Consider the following 20,331-nt stretch of genomic DNA (forward strand, 5'->3'; position numbering starts at 1 on the left):
CCCCGGTGAGAAGCTCACCGGGGCCCGTCCGTTCAGGACCGGAGGCAGGGGTGGTTACCAGTCACCGCCGCCGAAGTCACCACCGCCGAAGTCGCCGCCGCCGCCGAAGTCGCCCCAGCCACCGCCACCGCCCATGTCGCCGCCGCCGAAGTCGCCCGCGCCCGCGTCGGAGTAGCCGGCGCCGTAGCCGCCCATGCCGAAGCCGCCGCCGAGCATGCTGCCCATCATGGTGCCGACGAACATCATGGTCATGACGTCGCCGAAGCCGCCGTAGTAGCCGTAGGCGTAGGGCTGGTAGGCCGGTCCCGCGTCGTAGTACGGGCGGTACTGGCCGTTGACCATGACCTGGCGGGTCTCCGGGTCGTAGCCGCCCTCCACCGCCATGGCGTCGGCCGCGCAGGCGGGCACCTCGCGGGGCGCGCCGCCGGCCGGGGCCCAGCGCACGTCGCGCACCGAAGGACCGTGCTGCGGGTTGAAGAAGCAGGGCGCCCGCCGCTCGGGGATGGGCTCGTTGTTGACCCTGGCCTTCACCACGGCCAGCGCGTAGCGGCCGTCCTCGAGCGTCGTGGTGACGTCGCGGACCTGCTCGGCCTGCTGCACGGTGACCAGCTGCTCCTTGGCCTTCTCGTAGGAGTCGAGGGCGGTCTGCCACTCGGTGATGTTCTGACCGCCTGCGCCCGCGAGCCTGACGTCGCTGTCGAGCGCGGTGATCTCCTCACCGAACTTGGTGACGTCCTCCTCCACCGTGGTCTTGACCGCGGTGAGCTCGGCGAGGCGCCGCTCCTCCAGCTTCTTCTTCTTGTTCTTGGAGTAGAGGAAGTAGCCGCCACCGCCGACCAGGGCCAGCACGCCGAGGCCCACCAGCGCGCCGGTGCCGGAGCCCTCGCTGCCCGCGGTGCTGCCGGTGTCGAGGGCCGAACGCTTGCCCGCGGCCGCCAGGTCGATGCGGTTGGTGAAGTCCTCCATGCCCGCCACGATGTCGCCGGAGTTGGCGTTGACGGAGAGGTTGACGATCCGGGTCACGAGGGACTGCTTCACCTGGCTGGAGGCGGCGAACAGGCTCTTGCCGTCGATGACCGCGATGGTGGCCATCGGGCGGCCGGCCGCGTCGAGGGCCTTGCCCAGCGAGGAGAAGTAGGTGCCCAGCTCCGACTCCTGCACCGTGTTGTCGGGCAGTGCCACGGCGTAGATCTTGTTGTCGGCGCCCTTGAGCGCGTCGCGGATGCCGGACTGCTCATCGGAGGTGAGCGGCGAGCCTGACTGCACGAAGAGCGGGTCCCCGCCCTTCCAGGTCGTGACCACGGTGTTGACGTCGGGTGGGGCCGCGGCGTGCGCGGCGGGCGAAAGCGCGAAAACGGCGAACAGACCGGCGATCAGAGCCGCGATCGCGGCCGTCGTCCGGCGCAGCGGATGGGTCATTGGCAGCAAGCCTCCTTCGTCCTTTAGGACGAATGAGCGGTTGGCAGAGTTCCTCGTCTCCGAACCTACCCGCTAGGCGTCCTTGATCTCGCAGATGGCCGCCCCTGATGTGACGGTCTGTCCCACGGTCGCCACCAGGCCCGTGACGGTGCCCGCCTTGTGCGCGGTCAGCGGCTGCTCCATCTTCATCGCCTCGAGCACGACGATCGTGTCCCCCTCGGCCACCGTGTCGCCGTCGGCGACCACGACCTTGACGATCGTGCCCTGCATGGGGCTGACCAGCGCGTCGCCACCGGCCGCCGCCTTCTTGGCGGCGCCCGCCTTCCTGCGGGACGGCCTGCCGGCCGCCGGCTTGGGCGCCGCCGCGGCGAACCCGGCGGGGAGCACGACTTCCAGACGCTTGCCGCCGACCTCGACGGTCACGCTCTCCCTGGCGGAGGGCTCACCGGACTCCACGCCCCCCGTGTACGGCGGGACGCCGCCCGCCCACTCCGTCTCGATCCACCGGGTGTGGACGGCGAACGGCTCGGCGGTGAAGGCGGGGTCGCCGGCCACGGCCCGGTGGAAGGGCAGCACCGTCGGCATGCCGTCGATCTCGAACTCGGCCAGCGCCCTGCGGGAGCGTTCGAGCGCCTCGGTGCGGGTGCGTCCGGTGACGATGAGCTTGGCGACCAGCGAGTCGAAGGTCTGGGGGACGGTCATCCCCTCCTCGTAGCCGGAGTCGAGCCGTACGCCGGGGCCCGAGGGGGCGCGCATCACGGTCAGGGTGCCGGGAGCGGGCAGGAAGTTCCTGCCCGGGTCCTCGGCGTTGATCCGGAACTCGATGGAGTGGCCGCGCAGCGGCGGGTCGTCGTAGCCGAGCGGCTCGCCGTCGGCGACGCGGAACATCTCGCGCACCAGGTCGACGCCCGCGACCTCCTCCGTGACCGGGTGCTCGACCTGCAGGCGGGTGTTGACCTCGAGGAAGGAGATCGTGCCGTCCTGGCCGACGAGGAACTCGCAGGTGCCCGCGCCGACGTAGCCCGCCTCGCGCAGGATGGCCTTGGAGCTGGTGTAGAGGGTCTCGACCTGCTCGGGTGTGAGGAAGGGGGCGGGCGCCTCCTCCACGAGCTTCTGGTGGCGGCGCTGCAGCGAGCAGTCGCGGGTGCTGACCACGACCACGTTGCCATGCGTGTCGGCCAGGCACTGGGTCTCGACGTGGCGGGGGCGGTCGAGGTAGCGCTCGACGAAGCACTCGCCGCGGCCGAAGGCGGTGACGGCCTCGCGCACCGCCGACTCGTAGAGGTCGGGAACCTCCTCGAGCGTCCTGGCGACCTTGATGCCGCGCCCGCCGCCGCCGTACGCGGCCTTGATCGCGATGGGCAGCCCGTGCTCGCGCGCGAAGGCGAGCACCTCCTCGACGCCCGAGACCGGGTCCTTGGTGCCCGCGACCAGGGGCGCGCCGACCTTCTGCGCGATGTGCCTGGCCTGGACCTTGTCGCCGAGCGCGGCGATGGCGGAGGGCGGCGGGCCGATCCAGGTCAGGCCCGCGTCGATGACGGCCTGGGCGAAGTCGGCGTTCTCGGCGAGGAAGCCGTACCCGGGATGGACGGCGTCGGCCCCGGTCTCGGCGGCGATCCGCAGCAGCTTGGCGATGTCGAGGTAGGTCTCGGCGGGCGAGCGGCCGCCGAGCGCGTGGGCCTCACCGGCGACCTTGACGTGGAGCGCGTCGAGATCCTGCTCGGCGTAGACGGCGACGCTGGCGATCCCCGCGTCCTCGCACGCCCTGGCGATCCGCACGGCGATCTCGCCACGATTGGCGATCAGAACTTTCCGCACCGACGTCTTTCCCTTCTCGACCAGGTCTGCAAAGGAGTCTAGGGCGGTCACCTGCCGAGGTAGGCGCCGCCGTTCACGTGGAGGACCTGCCCCGTGAGATGACCCGCACCGGGGGAGGCGAGGAAGAGGACGGTTTCGGCGATGTCGTCGGGCGTGCCGGCGCGGCCGTTGCGGGTGCTCTCGACGCGGTGCTTGACGCCCTCGGGCGTGAGGCGGCCGCGGAAGAACTCGGTGTCGACGACGAGGCCGGGCGCCACGACGTTGGCCGTCGCCCTGGAGCCGAGCTCGGCCGCCAGATCGGCGGTCCACGACTCCATGGCGGCCTTGGCGGCGCCGTACGAGCCCGAACCGGTGCCCCGCGCGGCGATGGAGCCGATGGAGACGATCCTGCCGCCCTTGGCCAGGCGCGGCAGGAGCGCGGTGGTGACCAGGACGGCCGACATCAGGTTGGCGTTGAGGTTGGCCCACCAGGCCTCGGCGACGTCCATCAGGTCCTCGTCCTGAGGCTTGCCGCGTTCGAGGTTGGTGTTGCCGCCCGCGTTGTTGACCAGCACGTCGACCGTCCTGGGCAGCAGGGTGAGCGCCTCCTGCACGGCGACGGGGCTGGCGGCGTTGAAGACGGCGTAGGACGCGCCGAGCCGTTCCGCGGCGTCCTTCAGGACCTGCTCACGGCGGCCGGTGATGGTGACCTTGTCGCCCTGTGCGGCGAACGCGGCGGCGATGGCGTAGCCGATGCCGGTTCCTCCGCCGGTGACCACAACCTCGCGCATGCTTGTCCCCCTTTATCCGAACAATCCTCTGGAGGACCATAGCCGCTCGGCATAACCCGGGGCGACGGCGGGGTTGCCTGCCTATCGTGAGGGCGCCCGTCGGTCGAATCTGGAGGAGCGCATGACGCACAACTTGCTCGGTGGCAACCCTGCGGAGATGCAGCAGATGGCCACCCAGTTCACCCAGCAGGCCGAGGCGGTGCGCAGCACCATGGCGGCGCTGGATCGTGAGGCGGCCAAGGTCGGCACCGCGTGGACCGGGCCGGGGGCCGACCGGTTCGGCGGCGCGTGGCAGAGCTACCGGGCCTCCTTCCAGCGGATGGCGGAGGAGCTGCAGGAGGCGGCTCGGGTGATCAACACCTATCGGGGCAACATCGAGTCGGCCACCCGCTGACGCCTCATTCCTCCCAGCCCGGCCCCTCCGTAGGTGCCGGGCTGGCGTCTTTTGGGGAGAGATCTGGCTCGCTCCCTCCGTGGGTGCCGGGCTGGGTTTTCTGGGGGGTGATCTGGCTCGCGCCCTCAGATGCCGGGCTGGGTTCATTGGTGAGGGGATCCGGCCGGATCTCTCTGGGGGAAGGGCGATCTGGGCGGGTACCGGGTCCGGAGGGCTTTAGTCCGGCAAAAGGGGCAAGCTAGGCTCTGGGGCCGTGATCGTTCGGGGACTGCTGGCAGGGATGCTGGCAACGCAGGTCTTGACCGCTCCCGCGGCGGCCGTGCGGGCGCCGGAGGTCTGCGACCCGCCCAGAGGCACGCTGGCCGTCGCCGAGCCATGGGCGCAGCGCAGGCTCGACCCCAAACGGGTGTGGCCCATCACGCGGGGCGAGGGCGTGACGGTCGCCGTCATCGACAGCGGCGTGGATCTGACGCACCCCTCGCTGCGCGTCGCGGGCAAGGCCGATCTCACCGGCACCGGCTACCGCGACTGCATCGGCCACGGAACCGCGGTCGCCGGCATCATCGCGGCCCAGCACCTCAAGGGCGTGGCGTTCCACGGTGTGGCCCCCGGCGTCCGGCTCCTGTCGTTCAAGCAGACCAACGAGGAGCGGAAAGGCAACCCCGAGCTCCTCGCCAAGGCCATCAAGACCGCCACCGACCTCAAGTCCGACGTGATCAACCTCTCCATCGAGATGGAGGCGGACGATCCCAGGATCAGGGCCGCCGTCGCCTACGCGCTGGCCAACAACGTGGTGGTGGTCGCCGCGGCAGGCAACGTCAAGAAGGAGGACGGCACCCCGGCTCCCGCCTACCCCGCGAGCTACGAGGGGGTGATCTCGGTGGGTTCGGCGGGACCGGACGGCAGGCTCACGAGCTTCTCCAATGCCGCGGGACAGGTCTCCGTCCTCGGCCCCGGCGGGACCATCACCAGCACCTGGACAGGCAAGTCCTTCGCCACCGACCTCGAAGGCACCAGTTACGCCGCGCCGTACGTCGCGGGGGTGGCGGCGCTGGTCCGCGCGCGCTTCCCCGGCCTCGACCAGGCACAGGTGAAGCGGCGGATCATGCTCACCGCGGACGGCGCGTCGGGCCAGGGAACGGGCGCGGGCATGGTGAACCCCCTTCTCGCCGTCACCGCGATCCTGCCCTCGGAGAACGGCCCCGCGCTGGCTCCGCCCCTTCCCTCCGCGCTGCCCGCGGGCGTCGTGAGCAAGGTGCCGCCCGTGAACGAGCACGCGATCTCGCTCGGCCTCATCGTGGCCGGCGGCGCGCTGGCCGGGATCGGGATCGTGGTGGCCGCGCGGATGCTGGTGCCGATGGGGCGGCGCAGGGGATGGCGGGCCGGCAGGGCGAACTGACGATGTCCTGACGATGAAGTGTCAGAAACCCATGTTACGGATGGTGCGGATTTGGTTGAATATGCCGAGATCTTGCACTGTGGTGTGAAAGGACTGAGATGCACCCCCTGCGTCCGGGCGATCCCGAGCAAGTAGGCGAGTACTCGATTCTCGGGCGCGTGGGCGAGGGACCGCGGGGCGTGGTCTACCTGGGCCAGGAGTCCGACGACGGTCCCGTACGCGCCATCAAGGTCTTCACCGACGCCGGTGAGGAGATCGTCGACCAGCTGCGGTCGGCCAAGCGGGTGTCGAGCTCGTACGTGGCGCGGACGCTGGACGCCGGGCTGGTGGACGGCAGGCCGTACCTCGTCAGGGAGCACGTGGAGGGCCGCAGCCTCGCCGAGACGGTCGAGGCGGACGGCCCCCTGGAGGGCGACGCGCTGGAGCGCGCCGCGGTCGGCATCCTCACCGCGCTGACCGCGATCCACCTGAAGGGCCTGTCGCACCGGGGGCTGACGCCGTACAACGTGATCCTCGGCGCCGACGGCCCCAGGGTGACGGACGCGGGCGCGGGCGAGCCCGAGGGCGAGATGGGCTACCGCGCCCCCGAGCAGCTCAACGGGCTGCAGCATGGGCCGTACGCCGACATCTTCAGCTGGGCGGCCACCGTCGTCTTCGCGGCCTCGGGACAGCCGCCGTTCGGCCACGACCGTGAGGCCGTGCTCAACGAGAAGCCCGACGTGGGCGACCTCGAGCAGCCCCTGCGCAAGGTGGTCGTCGCGGCGCTGGCCAAGGACGTCGGCCAGCGGCCCACCACGTACACCGCGCTGCTGCAGCTGCTCGGCGACAAGAGCGCCGACAAGCTGGTCGCGGCCGGCGATCCGGGCGCGGCGCAGCAGACCGCGGTCATGGTGCCGCCCCAGGTCGGTCCCGGCGAGCTGGCGGTGCCGCCGCAGGCGGGCCACGTCGGGCCGCCCATCGAGGGCGTTCCCGTGCAGACGCCGCACGCCCAGCTGCCGCCGAGGCTGCCCGACTGGGTCACCCCGCAGCCCGCGTGGGGACCGCCGGGCCAGCCCCGCCAGGGGCAGCTGCCTCCTCCGCGCGAGCCGCAGCAGGTGTGGCAAGCGCAGGCCCAGCCGCAGGGCAGCCCGCGCCGCAGGTCCTTCCCCCTCGGGCTGGTGGCGGGTGTCGGCGTCGTCGCGCTGATGTCGGGCCTCGGGCTGTGGGGCGCGAGCCAGTACACCACCGTGGGGAACCTCAGCCCCGCCGCCGCCGAGGGCAAGGTGGCCGAGTCGCCGGCCGTCTCGACCGACGCGCCCGTGGGCGCCGCCGGTGACGCGCAGCCGCTCCCGCAGCCCACGACGACGGTGACCGTGCCATGGGCCACCACGTCGGCCGGTGCCGACGACGCGGGAGTGGGGCCGCTGGTGCTGCCGAGCGAGTGGACGACCGACAGCCCACAGGTGCCGGAGCTCACCTCGGCGCCCCTGCCGACGCAGTCGATCGCGGTGCCCAGCACGCAGCCGCAGGTGGCGCAGCCCACCGCGACGGTGACGGTCTCGTCGACGGCCAAGCCGTCGGAGAGCGCCTCGGAGAAGAAGTCGGACGAGCCAACGGAGAAGCCCTCCGAGAAGCCGACGGAGAAGCCCAAGGAGAAGGAGAAGCCCACCGAGGAGCCCACTCCGACCCCGGAGCCCACTCCCACCCCGGAGCCGACTCCCACGCAGAAGCCCTCCGAGAAGCCCTCCGAGAAGCCCACTGAGGAGCCCAAGCCGACGCCGACGAAGACGACGGCGGAGCCCAAGCCGACGCCGACGAAGACGACGGCCAAGCCCACACCGACTCCCACCAAGACGACGCCGAAGCCGGCGCCCACCCCGACCAAGACCACCGCGCCGCCGCCCCCGGCGGAGCAGAAGAACCCCCACACCGCCACCGAGGTGTGCGGCTCGGGGTACTACGTGCAGCGCCAGAGCTCCTTCAGCGGTGGCACGACCTACCAGCTCTACAACAGCGGCGCGGGTCAGAACTGCGTCGTCACCATGAAGACCTCCAACATCGGCCAGGAGACCCCGGTCAGCGCGACGCTCGAGGTTCAGGGTGGCGGCTCCAAGACCGACAGCGGCAACTTCAAGTACTACGCGGGTCCCGTCTACCTGCCCGCCAAGGGCAAGTGCGTGAAGTACTCCGGCAGCGCGGGCTCGGGGAGCACGAGCGCGGGATGGGCCAACTGCGGATGAACAATGGCTATACGCGAACGTAACGGATAATCCGCACGACCGTAATGTCCCTGCCGCAACATGATCGCATCCGGGACGAACGGGAGTGAGTCATGGCGGAGCCGCCCCCTCAGCAAGTCGACCACCACCAGCTGAGGAAACGGGCGGCTCCCGCTTTTGACGACGCGGGCTCCGACATCCGGGCCGCGGTGCGCATGGCCGCTGAGGCGCTGCGCGGGCTCGGCGGCTGGTCCACCGACGAGGAGGTCGACAAGGCCTTCGTCGAGTGGTTCACGCCGAAGAGAGACGAGATGATCGAGCTCATCGGCCAGTTCGCCGAGGTCTACGAGGACGTCGGCGACGGGCTGCGCGCGATCTCGCAGAACGTCGCCACCGTCGACTGGGGGATCGCGGACGACCTCAAGGTCGAGGACCTGCCGATCTACTCCTGGCCGCCGAAGCAGGGTTCCTGATGGCGGCGGCGGGGTTCGACCCGTCCATCGGGAAGAACGGCCTGCTCAAGATGGCCAACCCGATGGCGCCCTACCGCCTGCTGACCATCGCCCTGGCCGCGGGGGCGGGCTCGATGATCCTGCTGCGGATCTACGCGGGCGTCACGGCCCCCGAGATCCCCCCAGATCAGCTCCGCAAGGCGGCCGAGATCTTCAGGAAGCTCGCCGACGACCTCGACGGCGGGGCCAAGCCCGAGGGCGGCATCGCCGACCTGGCCGACAAGGCCGCGGCGTCGGTGTGGGAGCACAACGGCGGGGCGGCCGTCGACGCCTTCAAGAAGCTCTACACCGAGAGGATCGCCCTGTTCCCTCCGGCGTTCGCCAAGGACTGCAGGGTCATCGCGACGGGCTGCGACGCCTACGCCGCCCTCGTCGAGGAGGTGCGCAAGCGACTGGCGGAGATCGACGACGCCATCATGCAGGTGCTGTGGGTGGTCGCCTTCCAGCCGCTCACCACGGCCCTGTACGCCGTGGCCAAGGCGTGGGCCGCGCTGCAGATCGCCCGGCTGGCCAAGCTCGCCCAGGCGCTGAAGAGCCTCTTCGCGCTGAAGGCGGTCCAGATCCTGCGCATGGCCTTCCCCACCTACCTGCTGACGACGATCAACTACGCGCTGATCGACGGCGCGGCCTACGCGGCGGGCTCGGTCACCGCGAGCGCGACGAGCAAGGCGGCGTGGGGCGTGCCCGTAGGCGGAGTCAAGGAGAACGCCGAGGACTTCGGGGTCATCGTCGGCGCCAACACCGGCTACATCGTCGGCTACGACCTCGCGAAGCTCGGCCTGCCAGGGCCCGCCAGCCGTGGAAGCGAGCTCACGGCCAGGCTCATGGGCTCCGCCTACGGCTACACGCCCACGGAGAACGTGATCAAGGGCGAGGAGGAGCTCGCGGCCACGCCGGAACAGTGGGCGTCCAAGCTGGAGGGCCACGGCCTCCGGGCGCTGATCTTCCCGCCCGGCTGGCGCTTCGTGAGGTGACCTGCGGCGGCTGATCAGTACCCCCGGTAGCCGCTGCCCGTCTTCATGCCGACCACGCCGGGCACCTCGGAGACCGAGCCGTAGCGCTCGATGGCGTAGCGGACCCCGGCGATGATGTTGTCCACCGGGTTCCAGATGTCCTTGTGCCCTGGCAGCGCCCAGCGGTTGAAGGTCGGGTCGATGGTCTGCATCAAGCCCTTGGACGGGATGCCCGCGGCGGCGTTGGAGTCCCAGTTGTTGATGGCGTGCGGATTGCCACCCGACTCGTGCTGAATGATCATCCAGATGTCGCTGGCGTTCATCTTGGAGACGGGGTAGCCCTGTTCGGCCAGGATCGCGGTCGCCTGCTCGATCCACTCCTTGATCTTCCCCGTCGGCGCGGGGCCGCCACCGGCAGCCGGGGGCGGCCCGCTGGGGCCGTAGCCGCCGAAGCCGCCGCCGGAACCGCCGGGGCCGCCGCCCTCCCCGCGCACCCCGTAGCCGGGGGTGCGCTCCCAGCCCGCGATCTTCTTTCCCGGCTCGGGAACGAACGGCTGGGCGGCGGCCTCCCTGATGGCCGCGAAGGTGTCGCGGCCGTTCTTGTAGTCGGCTCCGAGCTTGTCGACGGCCGTCTTAGCGTCCTTCACCGCCGTGCGGACCTTGCGCACGTGCCCCTCGGCGGTGTCGGCCTTGGCCGCGTAGATCTTCTCCGACTCGGCCGCCTTCTGCTGGGATGTGGCGTCGGGGTTCTGCTTGCCGTAGTCGGTCACCGCCGTGGCCGCGCTGTCCAGCAGTGCCTGGACCTTGGGCTTGGCGTCGGCCAGCGCGGTCGCCACCGCGTCGAGCGCGTTCGCGCAGGCGGCAAGGGCGTCGTGCAGGCCGTCGGCCGCTCTGCCATACCCGCTCATGTAGGAGACGAAGGAGTTGGCCGAGCTGCCGTGCCAGGCGGCGTCCACGTTGCGGACGGCGGCGCCCACACCTGCGCCGAACTCGGCGACGTCGCCCGCGGCCGAGCGCCAGTCGGCCGTGATGTCGCGGATGCCGTCGGGGTTGCCGCTGACCTCGCGCAGCAGGCCCTCCAGCCGCTCCTTGGAGCTCACGAGGTCGCCTTGTGCGCCGCGCGCACGTTGTCCATGACGGTGTCCAGAGCCGTTTCGACGCCGCCGAGCTTCTTCTTCGCATGACCGAGCTCGTCCGACAGCGTGCTCCACGCGGCGTCGACGGCCTCGGCCAGCCCGCCCGCGCCGCCGACCTTGCCGAAGTTCGTGGAGTCGGTCGGCGTGCTCGCCTTCACGGGCATGGCGGTGTCGACGCTCTCGTACTGCCCCGCGGCCTTGAGCGCGTCGGAGCGGCACTTGTCGAGTGCCTCGAAGTGGAGATCCACGAGATCATTCCTCAGCGGTCAGGTAGGCGGTCTGGGAGAGGCGGGCGCCGAAGCGGCGGTCGACGTAGTAGCCGCGGCCGGGCGGCAGCGGGTGCGGCCGGACGTTGCCGAACAGGTAACCCTCGTCCTTGTTGCCGGACAGGATCACCGCGGGGGTGGCCATGTCCTTCAGCCGCTGGATGACGGGGTCGAACATGGCCCTGCTCGCGCCGCCCATCTGCCGCGACATGACCAGGTGCAGGCCGATGTCGCGGGCCTGGGGCAGCAGCTCGACCAGCGGGCCGAGCGGGTTGCCCGAGGTGGCGACCAGGTCGTAGTCGTCGACGAAGATGTAGAGGTCGGCGCCCTTCCACCAGCTGCGCTCGCGCAGCTGCTCGGGCGTCAGGTCGGCCGGAGGCAGGCGGTTGACCAGCGCGTCGCGGGTGTCCTTGATGAGGTCGGCGGCCGCCGCGCTGGAGGCGGCGTAGCCGATGCGGTGGTCGGTCACCGCGGAGTCGAGCAGCGACCTGCGGTAGTCGATCACGATCATCCTGGCCTCGCCGGGGGTGAGCCTGGCGACCAGCCCCTCGGCGATGAGGCGCAGCAGGTTGGACTTCCCGCTCTCGTTGTCGCCCACCACGATGAAGTGGGGGTCGGCCTCGAAGTCGAGCATGACGGGAGAGAGCGTGGCCTCGTCGATGCCGATCGGGACGACGCGCGGACCGGTCTCCTCAGGACGGGGCAGCGTGTGCGCGGGCAGGATCGCGGGCAGCAACCTGATCGCGGGAGCGGGCCTGCCCTGCCATGAGTCCCTGATGGCGTGCACGAGCCCGCGCACCCCCACGGCCAGGTCGTCAGAGGTCTGCACGCCGTCGATCCTGGGCAGCGCGGTCAGGAAGTGCAGGCCGTCCTTGGTGAGGCCGCGTCCTGGCACGCCCTCGGGCACCGCGAGCGCCTTCTTCCTGTTGACCTCCGACTCGTAGGCGTCGCCGAGCTTCAGCTCGACCCTGGTGGCGAACAGGTCGCGGATGCCCGGCCTGAACTCCGACCACTTGTTGGTGGCCGCGACGATGTGGATGCCGTAACCGAGGCCGCGGGCGGCCAGGTCGGTGACGACGGGCTCGAGGTTCTCGAACTCCTGGCGCAGCGTCAGCCAGCCGTCCACGACCAGGAAGACGTCGCCCCAGCCGTCGCCCTCGATGGCGCCCTCCGACAGCATCCGGCGGTAGCTGACGATCGACTCGATGCCCTGCTCGGCGAACTCCCGCTCGCGCTGCTCGAGGATGGAGGCGATCTCGGCCACCGTACGGCGGACGCGGTCGCCGTCCAGGCGGGTGGCCACGCCGCCCACGTGCGGCAGCGGCTCCAGGGAGGCGAGCGCGCCGCCGCCGAAGTCGAGGCAGTAGAACTGCGCCTCCTGCGGGGTGTGCATGAGCGCCATGCTGGTGACGAGCGTGCGCAGCGCGGTGCTCTTGCCGCTCTGGGTGCCGCCCGCGATGCCCACGTGGCCGCCGCCGCCCGACAGGTCCAGCCACAGCGGGTCGCGGCGCTGCTCGAAGGGCTTGTCGATGACGCCGACGACGGCGTGCAGCCGGCCCCTGCCCGTCCAGCCCGTCGTGGACAGGCCGTACTCGGGGGTGACCGACAGCGGAGGGAGCAGGTGCGCGAGAGTGGGCGGCTCGGCCAGCGGCGGCAGCCAGATGCGGTGCGCGGGGGGTCCGGCGCCCTCCAGCCGCGCGACGACCACGTCGAGGAGGCTGCGCTGGTTCGCGCCGGTCTCCTCCTCGACAGGGGCGATGGCCATGGGCTCGTCGGGCTCGGGGACGGGGGAGTAGGCGGGGCCGTACTCCACGACCTGGTGCGAGGGGGCGCCGCCGTCCTGCGCGGCGGCCTGGGCCGGGTCGGCGTGGTACGCGCCCGAGACGTAGGCGGCCTTGAAGCGGGTCATCCCGGTGGTGTCGAACTTGAGGTAGCCGTTGCCGGGCGCGGAGGGCAGCTCGTAGGCGTCGGCCACGCCGAGCACGACCCTGCTCTCCATGGCGGAGAACGTGCGCAGGCCGATCCGGTACGACAGGTGGGTGTCGAGGCCGCGCAGCCTGCCCTCCTCGAGGCGCTGCGAGGCCAGCAGCAGGTGCACGCCCAGCGAACGGCCGAGGCGGCCGATCATCACGAACAGCTCGATGAACTCGGGCTTGGCCGTCAGCAGCTCGCTGAACTCGTCGAGCACGACGAAGAGCGTGGGCATCGGGGCGAGGTCGGCGCCCTGCTCGCGGGCGCGTTCGTAGTCGCGCAGCGAGGCGTAGTTGCCGGCCGCGCGCAGCAGCTCCTGCCTGCGCACCATCTCGCCGTGCAGGGCGTCGTGCATGCGGTCGACCAGCGGCAGCTCGTCCTCGAGGTTGGTGATGACCGCGGAGACGTGCGAGAGGTTGTCCAGGCCGAGGAAGGTCGCGCCGCCCTTGAAGTCGACGAGGACGAAGTTGAGGATCTCCGAGGAGTGCGTCATGGCCAGGCCGAGGACCAGCGTGCGGAGCAGCTCGCTCTTGCCCGAACCCGTCGCGCCGATGACCAGGCCGTGCGGGCCCATGCCGCCCTGGGCGGACTCCTTGATGTCGAGCTCGACCACGCGCCCGTCGGCGCCGAGGCCGATGGGGACCCTGAGCCTGTTGCGGCCCGCGCGCGGCAGCCAGGTCATCGAGGGATCCAGCCGGGCGGGATCGCCCACGCCCAGCAGGTCGGTCAGCGAGGTGTTGGCGCCGAGCACGTCCTGCGTCTCGCCCCCGCTGACCGCGGAGGCGCGCAGCGGCGCGAGCTGCCTGGCCAGGCCCTCCGCGCGCAGGTAGTTGAGGAAGTCGGGGTCGCCGAGTCTGTTGGTCGAGCGCTTCCCCGCATGGTCGATCTTGACCATGTGGAAGCCGTCGGGCTGGATGTCCAGGCGCAGCGTGCTGCGCTCCTCGACGGCGCCGGTCGCGCCGGACAGGTCGATCACGGTCACGCCCTGGATGGCGTCCATGCCGAGCTGCGAGTCGTGCGGGACGTGCCCGCCGTCGACGATCACCACGTGGTACGGCAGCGCCTCGGCCGCCGCGCCCGGCTTGAACCTGGCCCGCTCCTTCAGCTCCTCGCCGACGAGCTGGTCGAGCTGGCCGAGGTTCTCGGCCATGAGCCTGACCTGGCCCGCGGCGTCGCTCTGCTCGGGGTGGAGGGCGTGGGGGAGCCACTTGACCCAGTCCCACTGCGGCATCGAATCCTTCGACGCGCAGATCATGATCCGCATGTCGTCGGGGGAGTGGAAGACGACGAGCTGGGCGATCATCGCCTTGACCAGGTCGCGGACGGCGGCCGTGTCGCCGCCCAGGTGAATCCTGGCGAAGGAGTTGAGCGCCACCGCGACGGGCAGTTCCGACACGGTGGAGTGGGCTCTGACGAACCTGCGCAGCGCGCCGGCCGACAGGGCGTCGAGGTCCTCGACCGGCTTGGAGTCCGGGGGGACGAGCTGCACGGCGAGCTTCTGCACACCGGTGCCGAGCCGTACGGTGCCGAAGTCCTCGTCCCGCGGCCTGCGCTCCCACAGGCGCGGCCCCATGGCCACCCACCACAGCGTGTCAGGGGCGGGGCCGCTCCACTCCAGCGCCTCACGCTGCTGGACGGCCGCCTTGCGGACCTTGCGCCTGATCTGTGACAGGTAGCGAAAATAGTCGCGGCGCAGGCCGTTGAGACGGTTCTTGCGCTCGCCCGCGTTGCGGCCCATCTGCCCGATCGTCATGCCGAGCATGGAGACACCGAACAGGCCGCTGGCCACGTACATGAGCGGGCTGGAGTTGCCGCCCGCGGTGAACATCAGTCCCATGGCGCCCGCGCCCGCCAGCATCGGGACGTACGTGAGCACGCCCATCATGCCCGCCGGCTCCACCTCGGGAATCTCGGGCGGAGACTCCAGCAGGATCTCCCCGCGTGGAGGCTTGGGGCTGGGGCGGCGCTCGGGGCGGCGCACGACGACGATGCTCACTGGCCGGACAACCCTCCTGTCACAGGAACCACTTTATTACCAGATGCCGTTATCGTCGGGAACGTGACTTCGATCGCGCATCCGCCGATGCAGCAAGGCGCGCTCCCGCAGATCCACGCGCCCCTGTCTCCGCTCTGCCACGTCACGATCGTCGCGCCACGCAGGCGTGCGGACCTGGCGCTGCCCGCCGACATCCCGCTGCCGCACGTGCTGCCGGGCCTGCTGCGCGCCGTGGGCGAGGCGGGCGGCGAGTCCTCCGCGGCGCCGGGCTGGGTGCTCCAGCGGCTCGGTGGCGCCCCCTTCGACCTGGGCCTGAGCCTGGGCGCGCTGGGCGTGCTCGACGGCGAGGTGCTGTACCTGCGGCCGCGCGAGGCGGCGCTGCCGCCGGCGCTCTTCGACGACGTGGCCGACGTGGTGGCCACGGGGGTCAAGGACGGCTCCGGCAAGTGGGAGTCGCACCACACCAGGGCGATGGGCGCGGGCGCGGCGGCCGTGCTGCTCGGCATGGGCGCGCTCGCGCTCACGCTGGCGGACGGCCCGCGGACGGGCCTGGCCCTGGTGTCGGGCGTGCTCACGGTGCTGCTGCTGGTGGCGGGCGCGGCGCTGTCCAGGGCGGTCGGCGACGCCTCCGCGGGCGCCATGATCGGCTACTCCGCGCTGCCGTACGCCTTCCTGGCCGGACTGTTCGCGCCGGGGGCGGGCCTCGGCGCGCCGCACCTGCTGGCCGGGCTCGCCTGTACGGCGCTGGCCGCCACGATCGGCGGCGCGGTCATCGCCGGCGGCGTCGCGGGCTTCCTCGGCACGGCGACCGCCTCCGTCGCGGGCGCGATCGCCGCGGCCCTCGTGATGGTCTTCGGCGCGTCGCCGGCCGGAACGGCGGCGGTGGCGGTCACCGTCCTGATGGCCTTCAGCCCGCTCATCCCCACCCTGTCGTTCAGGATGGCCAGGGTGCCGCTGCCCGCGCTGCCCACCAACGCCGAGGAACTACGCGCCGACAACCAGATCCTCGACAGCGCCTCGGTGCTGGAGCGCACCGACCAGGCACGCCGCTACGCGACGGGGATGGTCATCGCGATCGCCCTGGTGGCTCTCGGCGCCCTGGCCCTCCTCGTGGCCGAGGGCGGCTGGGTCGCCATCTCGATGGCCGTCACGCTCTCGCTGACGCTCGTCCTGCGCGCCCGCGTCTTCCACGGCTTCGGCCAGCGCCTCTGGCTGATCCTCACGGGCCTGGCGGGGCTCGTGGCGCCCGCCGTGGCCCAGAGCGTCGGGGCGGGGACCGTCGGCGCCGTCGCCGTGGTGGTCGGGCTGCTGTGGACGGCGATGGTCCTGCTCGGCCTCGGGCTGTGGCTGCCGACGGGACGGCCTTCGCCGTTCTGGGGCAGAGCGGGCGACATCGTGGACGTCATGCTGATCGTCGCACTGTTCCCGCTCGCGCTCGGCGTGCTGGATGTCTACTCCTGGATCCGCGGCCTGTCAGGCTGACGGGTCCCAGGCCAGGCGTCGCATGCGGTCGATCCGGTCGGCGTTCTCCCTGAGGTAGGAGTCCCGGAGGTCGTCGAACTCGCGCCGGATCGACTCCGAGCTGGTGTCGTTCCCCAGCGGCAGGGCGAGCAGGTCGCGGGCGCGCCGCTCGTGGTCGTCCGGAGCGGCCCTGACCAGTACCCGAGCTTCAGGGACGATGAAGCCCGGCGCCCTGCCGCCCGGCCACCAGAACTTCGACTGGGTGGCGCCGAAGCGCGAGAAGTGACGCGGTGATTGCGGGGTTTCATCCGCCGCGGCTAGGTTGAGGCGTTGCTGCGGCGAATGTGATGGATGGAGCGAGAATGAGCGAGGGGAACTTCGGCGGCATCGACGTCGAGAAGCTCATCAAGGGCGCCGACGCCCAGATGGCCCGGGTGGAGGAGATGCAGGAGAAACTGACCGCGCTGGTCGGCCGGGCCTCCGACGACGACGGCCTGGTCACCGTGGAGTACACCAGCGAGGGTATGCGCGAGCTCCAGCTCCACCCCAAGGCGATGCGGCTGAGCTCGGGCGAGCTCGCCGAGCTGATCAAGGAGACCGTCGCGGCCGCGGCGGCCGACCTGCAGCGCGGGCTCAACGAGGTCATGGGCGAGGTGTTCGGCGAGGACAACCCCATGCGGTACGCCGCCGACCCCGAAGGCTCGATGCACGACATCAGGCAGGCGCGTGCGGCCTTCGACCGGACCTTCGAGGACGTGATGGGCGAACTGGACCGCATCAGCCGCAGGCTCGATCTCTGAGCCCGCGGCCGATGCCGTTCAGCAGATGCAGTCGGGACTGGTCCCTTCGATCCTGATCCCGAAGGCGTCGCCCTCGGGATCGTAGATCTCCCGGGGCCGCTCTCCGCTGGACTCTCCGGCGGGGCTCGCTCCCATGCCGGGCACGTAGGGGTACATCCCCGAGCCCGTCGGCCCTGCTCCGCGCAGCACGCTGGGAGCGCCCGACGCCGCAGCGCCGCCAGGGGCGCCGTAGCCGAACGGGACGCTCTCCTTGCCGATCACGCCGTCCGTGCCCATGGAGAAGGGCGTGACGGGCGTCGTGGTGCGCGGCGTGTTCGTGCCGAGCATGTCGGCCGTCGTCGGGGTGGTGTGCGTGGGCACCGTCGTGGTCGGCGTGGGCGTTCCGTCGGCGAGGTCGGTGCCGGTGTCGCCGCCGATCACCGGAGGGGTGGTCTGCGGGTCGCGGGGGTTCTGTGAGGTGTCGCCGTCGCCCTGGCCCGGCTGCTCCGGCGCCGGTTCCTGCGGAGAGGGCTCCTGCGGCGCCGGCTGCTCCGGCGTCGGGTCCTGCGGCTTGGGGTCCTGCGGATCGGGATCCTGAGGCGTGGGGTCCTGCGGCCGCGAGTCGCCGCCCGGGTTCTGCTCCTGGCCGCCCGATCCGGATCCGCCCGATCCAGACCCGCTCGACCCGCCGGTTCCCGCGCCGGTTGAGCCCTGGCCGCCACCGGACGAGCCCTGGCCACCGGACGACGAGCCCCCGTTCCACGTCTGCGACGAGGTGTTGGGCGTGTCGGAGTCGCTGACGGTGACCTTGCCGGCCTTGCGCCCGCCCGTGTAGTCGAGGGGGGTGATCTTGGGAAGATCCCACGCCAGGCCCTCGGGCAGCTTGGCGTTGATCTTCTCGATCTCCGCGTTGAGCTTACGCAGGTGCTCCCTGGCGAGGATGTCCCCGATCGGGTTCGACTTGGGGGTGATCTCGCTGGGAGAGGGCGAGGGGGTGGGCAGCTTCAGGCCGTAGGTGTTGGCGTCGCTGGTCAAACTGTTCTGGTTGGCACTGAGGTCGACGTAGCCGCCCGGCACGTTGCTCTTGTAGCGCTCCAGCACCTCGGAGTACTGCTTGAGCTGGGTGCCGGTGTCCTTCAACGCCTTGTGCAGGGCCGCGGCTGTGGAGTGCAACGACCTCAGCGTCTTCTGCGCGTCCGCGGCGTCCTTGCCGTGCCAGGACGTCAGCAACGCCCGGTGCGCGCGCATCACCCTGGCCTGAAGCCCCGTCTCCGCGTCGAGTTTCGTGGCGGCGGAGAGGAACTCCTCGCTGGCGCGCGCAAGGCTCGCCGGGTCCGTGTTGTCGAGAAATGCCTTGATCTGCGCGTATGTCAGCTTCTCGTCGACCACGCAACCGGGGAAAGTTGAATAGATCTTGATAGGCGCCCAGGTGCCCATGGTGCCCTCCTCAGGCGCTGCTGTCCTTGTGACCCTGGTCGGTGTTGTCCACGGCCTTCTCGATGGCGATGCCCAGCACCTCGATCCTGCCGACCAGTTCCTTGTACTTGGTGAACATGACCTCGTACGCCTGGGCGATGTTCTCACCGAAGTACGTGGCCGTCTCCCACGCGCCGGTCTCCCTCGGCCCCACGTTGCCGAGGACCTCGAACTGGGTGAACGTGCCGGTCCCCGTCCAGGTCGCGCTGCCGCCGCCGGGAGCGGCGCCCTCGAAGTCGCTCAGCTCCTTGCGTAGTCCCCGGGCCGCGTCCCTGACCGAGTCGTGCTCGAGGTAGCGCTCGACGTCGGGGTCGAGCCCCTCCCAGTTGGGGGTGAGCTCCACCTCCGGCGGAGGCGTGCCTCCGACGTCTTCCTTCATGCCCTGTCCTTCGACACGTCGTCGATGCGATGGATGGTGACCTTGGCGTCACTGGAGAACAGGTCGTCGTCCTCCAATAGCCAGGTGGTCCTGTCGCGCTCCTTCTGCTCGGTCTTCGAGCCGGAGGCCGGGGGCGGGTAGATGCCGGGTGTGCCGCCGCTCGCGGAGGCGCGCACGCCGGCGCCCGCTCCTTGTACGACTCCCGCCGCGCCACCACTGGTTCCCCCGGAGGAGCCGCTGCCGCCGGAGGAGGAGCCCGTGCCCGTGGTCCCGAAGGGCGTGGTGCCGTCGCCGACCTGGGACATGGACGGGTCGTAGCCGGCGAGGCTGGTGTTCCCGCCCTTGCCGTCGAAGCCCGCGCCCTTCACGTCCGCGCCGTCGGGCGGCGACGATCCGTCGACGCTGCCGGGGTCGCCGTCGATGTCGCCGGCGCCGGGATCCACGGTCTGGATCTTGCCGTCGGGCCCCGAGCCGGTCACGCCGCCGCCGAGGTCCGAACCGTCGGGGGCCCGGCCGTCCAGGTCGATGTCGTCGACATCGGAGCCGTCCGGCCCGTCACCGTCGAACTCGCCCAGCCCGTCGAGGCCGGAACCATCGAGGCCGTCGGGCCCCTTGCCGAGCGTGGGGTCGTAGGCCTTCGTGGACAGGCCGGGCAGACCGCCGGGGCCGACCCCGCCGGGCGCCTGGAGGTCCTTCACCTTCACCTGGGGCACGGTGAACTGCGGGATATCGGTCTTCAGCGACTCGGGGAAGCGCCAGTGCGCCGTCTCGACGGTGGCCTTGGTCAGCTCCCGCAGGAACTTGTTGGCCGCCTTCTGCTCCTTCTCCTGCTTGCTCTCGCCGACCATGTTGAGGAAGGGCACGTCGCTGAAGAGAGAGGTGATGCCGCCCGCGATCGTGCCGATGACACCACCGATGACCGCGCCGGGCGGTCCGCCGACCATGAAGCCGATGCCCGCGCCGCCCATACCCCACTGGCCGGCTGCTTCCAGCGTCGAGATGTCGCTGCCCGCCTTGTCCGGCGGGTCGCCCCTGAAGGCCCTGAGCGTGTCCGAGTAGGCGGCCAGCGCGGGGCCGATGCCGCGCGTCGCGCACCTGCTCTTGTCGCCGTCCGAGATCGACTCCCTGACGCTGGCGGCCGAGTCGCGCAGGCGGCGCAGCTGGGCCTTCACCTGCTTGGCGTCCTCGCCCACCGTCCACGACTTGTCGAGCGCCTTCAGGTGCGTGTCGAGGATCTCGATCATCGTGTCGAGCTTGACCCCGATGGCCGCGAACTCCTCGGCCGCGGCCCTGACCAGATCGGGCTTCGTGTTCTTGATCGCCTCTCGCAACATGTCGAGCGGCAGCTCTTCGGAACTCGTGTCCTCGATCCGCGCCTTGATGGGCGAGGTGTATGTGGCCATC

The 20,331-nt window shown here is 71.1% G+C and carries 17 protein-coding genes; 8 read left to right on the forward strand and 9 right to left on the reverse strand.

What is annotated here, in order from left to right; genetic code table 11:
- Window positions 1-54: 54 nt before the first annotated feature.
- The 3 genes from H4W81_RS41420 to H4W81_RS41430 form a co-directional block, all read right to left on the reverse strand.
- Window positions 55-1,419, reverse strand: a complete 1,365-nt coding sequence (locus tag H4W81_RS41420) for a hypothetical protein (RefSeq protein ID WP_225959041.1) — start codon at window positions 1,417-1,419, stop codon at window positions 55-57.
- Between the two features lie 72 nt (window positions 1,420-1,491).
- On the reverse strand, window positions 1,492-3,237 hold the full coding sequence (locus H4W81_RS41425) for an acetyl/propionyl/methylcrotonyl-CoA carboxylase subunit alpha (protein WP_192779782.1): 1,746 nt from the start codon (window positions 3,235-3,237) through the stop codon (window positions 1,492-1,494).
- A gap of 47 nt (window positions 3,238-3,284) precedes the next feature.
- Window positions 3,285-4,007, reverse strand: a complete 723-nt coding sequence (locus H4W81_RS41430; protein WP_192779783.1) for an SDR family oxidoreductase — start codon at window positions 4,005-4,007, stop codon at window positions 3,285-3,287.
- Window positions 4,008-4,128: 121 nt separating this feature from the next.
- Here H4W81_RS41430 and H4W81_RS41435 point away from each other — a divergent pair, with 121 nt between their 5' ends.
- The 5 genes from H4W81_RS41435 (at window position 4,129) to H4W81_RS41455 (ending at window position 9,484) form a co-directional block, all read left to right on the forward strand.
- On the forward strand, window positions 4,129-4,401 hold the full coding sequence (locus H4W81_RS41435) for a WXG100 family type VII secretion target (RefSeq protein WP_192779784.1): 273 nt from the start codon (window positions 4,129-4,131) through the stop codon (window positions 4,399-4,401).
- 253 nt (window positions 4,402-4,654) lie between these two features.
- A complete protein-coding gene (locus tag H4W81_RS41440) occupies window positions 4,655-5,800 on the forward strand; it encodes a S8 family serine peptidase (RefSeq protein WP_192779785.1) in 1,146 nt (381 codons plus the stop codon).
- 98 nt (window positions 5,801-5,898) lie between these two features.
- Entirely contained in the window at window positions 5,899-8,019 is a 2,121-nt protein-coding gene (locus H4W81_RS41445; protein ID WP_192779786.1) for a serine/threonine protein kinase, read from the forward strand.
- Window positions 8,020-8,111: 92 nt separating this feature from the next.
- Window positions 8,112-8,471: a hypothetical protein gene (locus H4W81_RS41450; RefSeq protein WP_192779787.1), complete on the forward strand. Its 360-nt coding sequence runs from the start codon at window positions 8,112-8,114 to the stop codon at window positions 8,469-8,471.
- A complete protein-coding gene (locus tag H4W81_RS41455) occupies window positions 8,471-9,484 on the forward strand; it encodes a hypothetical protein (protein ID WP_192779788.1) in 1,014 nt (337 codons plus the stop codon). Before H4W81_RS41450 ends, H4W81_RS41455 begins: the two co-directional genes overlap by 1 nt.
- Before the next feature lie 14 nt (window positions 9,485-9,498).
- Here H4W81_RS41455 and H4W81_RS41460 read toward each other — a convergent pair whose 3' ends face one another.
- From H4W81_RS41460 to eccCa, 3 genes are read right to left on the reverse strand one after another with little or no spacing between them, the layout of a single operon-like run.
- The gene (locus H4W81_RS41460) at window positions 9,499-10,563 is read right to left on the reverse strand and encodes a transglycosylase SLT domain-containing protein (protein ID WP_318782405.1); all 1,065 of its coding nucleotides are present in this window, start codon (window positions 10,561-10,563) and stop codon (window positions 9,499-9,501) included.
- Entirely contained in the window at window positions 10,560-10,847 is a 288-nt protein-coding gene (locus H4W81_RS41465) for a hypothetical protein (protein ID WP_192779789.1), read from the reverse strand. The genes H4W81_RS41460 and H4W81_RS41465 overlap by 4 nt, the downstream gene beginning before the upstream one ends.
- A gap of 4 nt (window positions 10,848-10,851) precedes the next feature.
- Window positions 10,852-14,832: a type VII secretion protein EccCa gene (gene eccCa / locus H4W81_RS41470; protein ID WP_192779790.1), complete on the reverse strand. Its 3,981-nt coding sequence runs from the start codon at window positions 14,830-14,832 to the stop codon at window positions 10,852-10,854.
- Window positions 14,833-14,895: 63 nt separating this feature from the next.
- On the opposite strand from eccCa, the gene eccD reads away from it, so the two are divergent.
- The 3 genes from eccD to H4W81_RS41485 all read left to right on the forward strand — a co-directional run bounded on the left by eccD (window position 14,896) and on the right by H4W81_RS41485 (window position 17,093).
- The gene (eccD, locus tag H4W81_RS41475; protein WP_192779791.1) at window positions 14,896-16,314 is read left to right on the forward strand and encodes a type VII secretion integral membrane protein EccD; all 1,419 of its coding nucleotides are present in this window, start codon (window positions 14,896-14,898) and stop codon (window positions 16,312-16,314) included.
- A gap of 103 nt (window positions 16,315-16,417) precedes the next feature.
- Window positions 16,418-16,579: a hypothetical protein gene (locus tag H4W81_RS41480; RefSeq protein ID WP_192779792.1), complete on the forward strand. Its 162-nt coding sequence runs from the start codon at window positions 16,418-16,420 to the stop codon at window positions 16,577-16,579.
- Between the two features lie 76 nt (window positions 16,580-16,655).
- Window positions 16,656-17,093: a YbaB/EbfC family nucleoid-associated protein gene (locus H4W81_RS41485; protein WP_192779793.1), complete on the forward strand. Its 438-nt coding sequence runs from the start codon at window positions 16,656-16,658 to the stop codon at window positions 17,091-17,093.
- Window positions 17,094-17,111: 18 nt separating this feature from the next.
- Here H4W81_RS41485 and H4W81_RS41490 read toward each other — a convergent pair whose 3' ends face one another.
- The 3 genes from H4W81_RS41490 to H4W81_RS41500 are packed head-to-tail and all read right to left on the reverse strand — an operon-like array spanning window position 17,112 to window position 20,330.
- A complete protein-coding gene (locus H4W81_RS41490) occupies window positions 17,112-18,509 on the reverse strand; it encodes a WXG100 family type VII secretion target (RefSeq protein ID WP_192779794.1) in 1,398 nt (465 codons plus the stop codon).
- A 10-nt stretch (window positions 18,510-18,519) separates the two neighbouring features.
- A complete protein-coding gene (locus H4W81_RS41495; RefSeq protein ID WP_192779795.1) occupies window positions 18,520-18,927 on the reverse strand; it encodes a hypothetical protein in 408 nt (135 codons plus the stop codon).
- A complete protein-coding gene (locus tag H4W81_RS41500; protein ID WP_192779796.1) occupies window positions 18,924-20,330 on the reverse strand; it encodes a WXG100 family type VII secretion target in 1,407 nt (468 codons plus the stop codon). Before H4W81_RS41500 ends, H4W81_RS41495 begins: the two co-directional genes overlap by 4 nt.
- Window position 20,331 lies beyond the last annotated feature (1 nt).

The sequence above is a fragment of the Nonomuraea africana genome, assembly GCF_014873535.1.
Classification (GTDB): Bacteria; Actinomycetota; Actinomycetes; order Streptosporangiales; family Streptosporangiaceae; genus Nonomuraea; species Nonomuraea africana.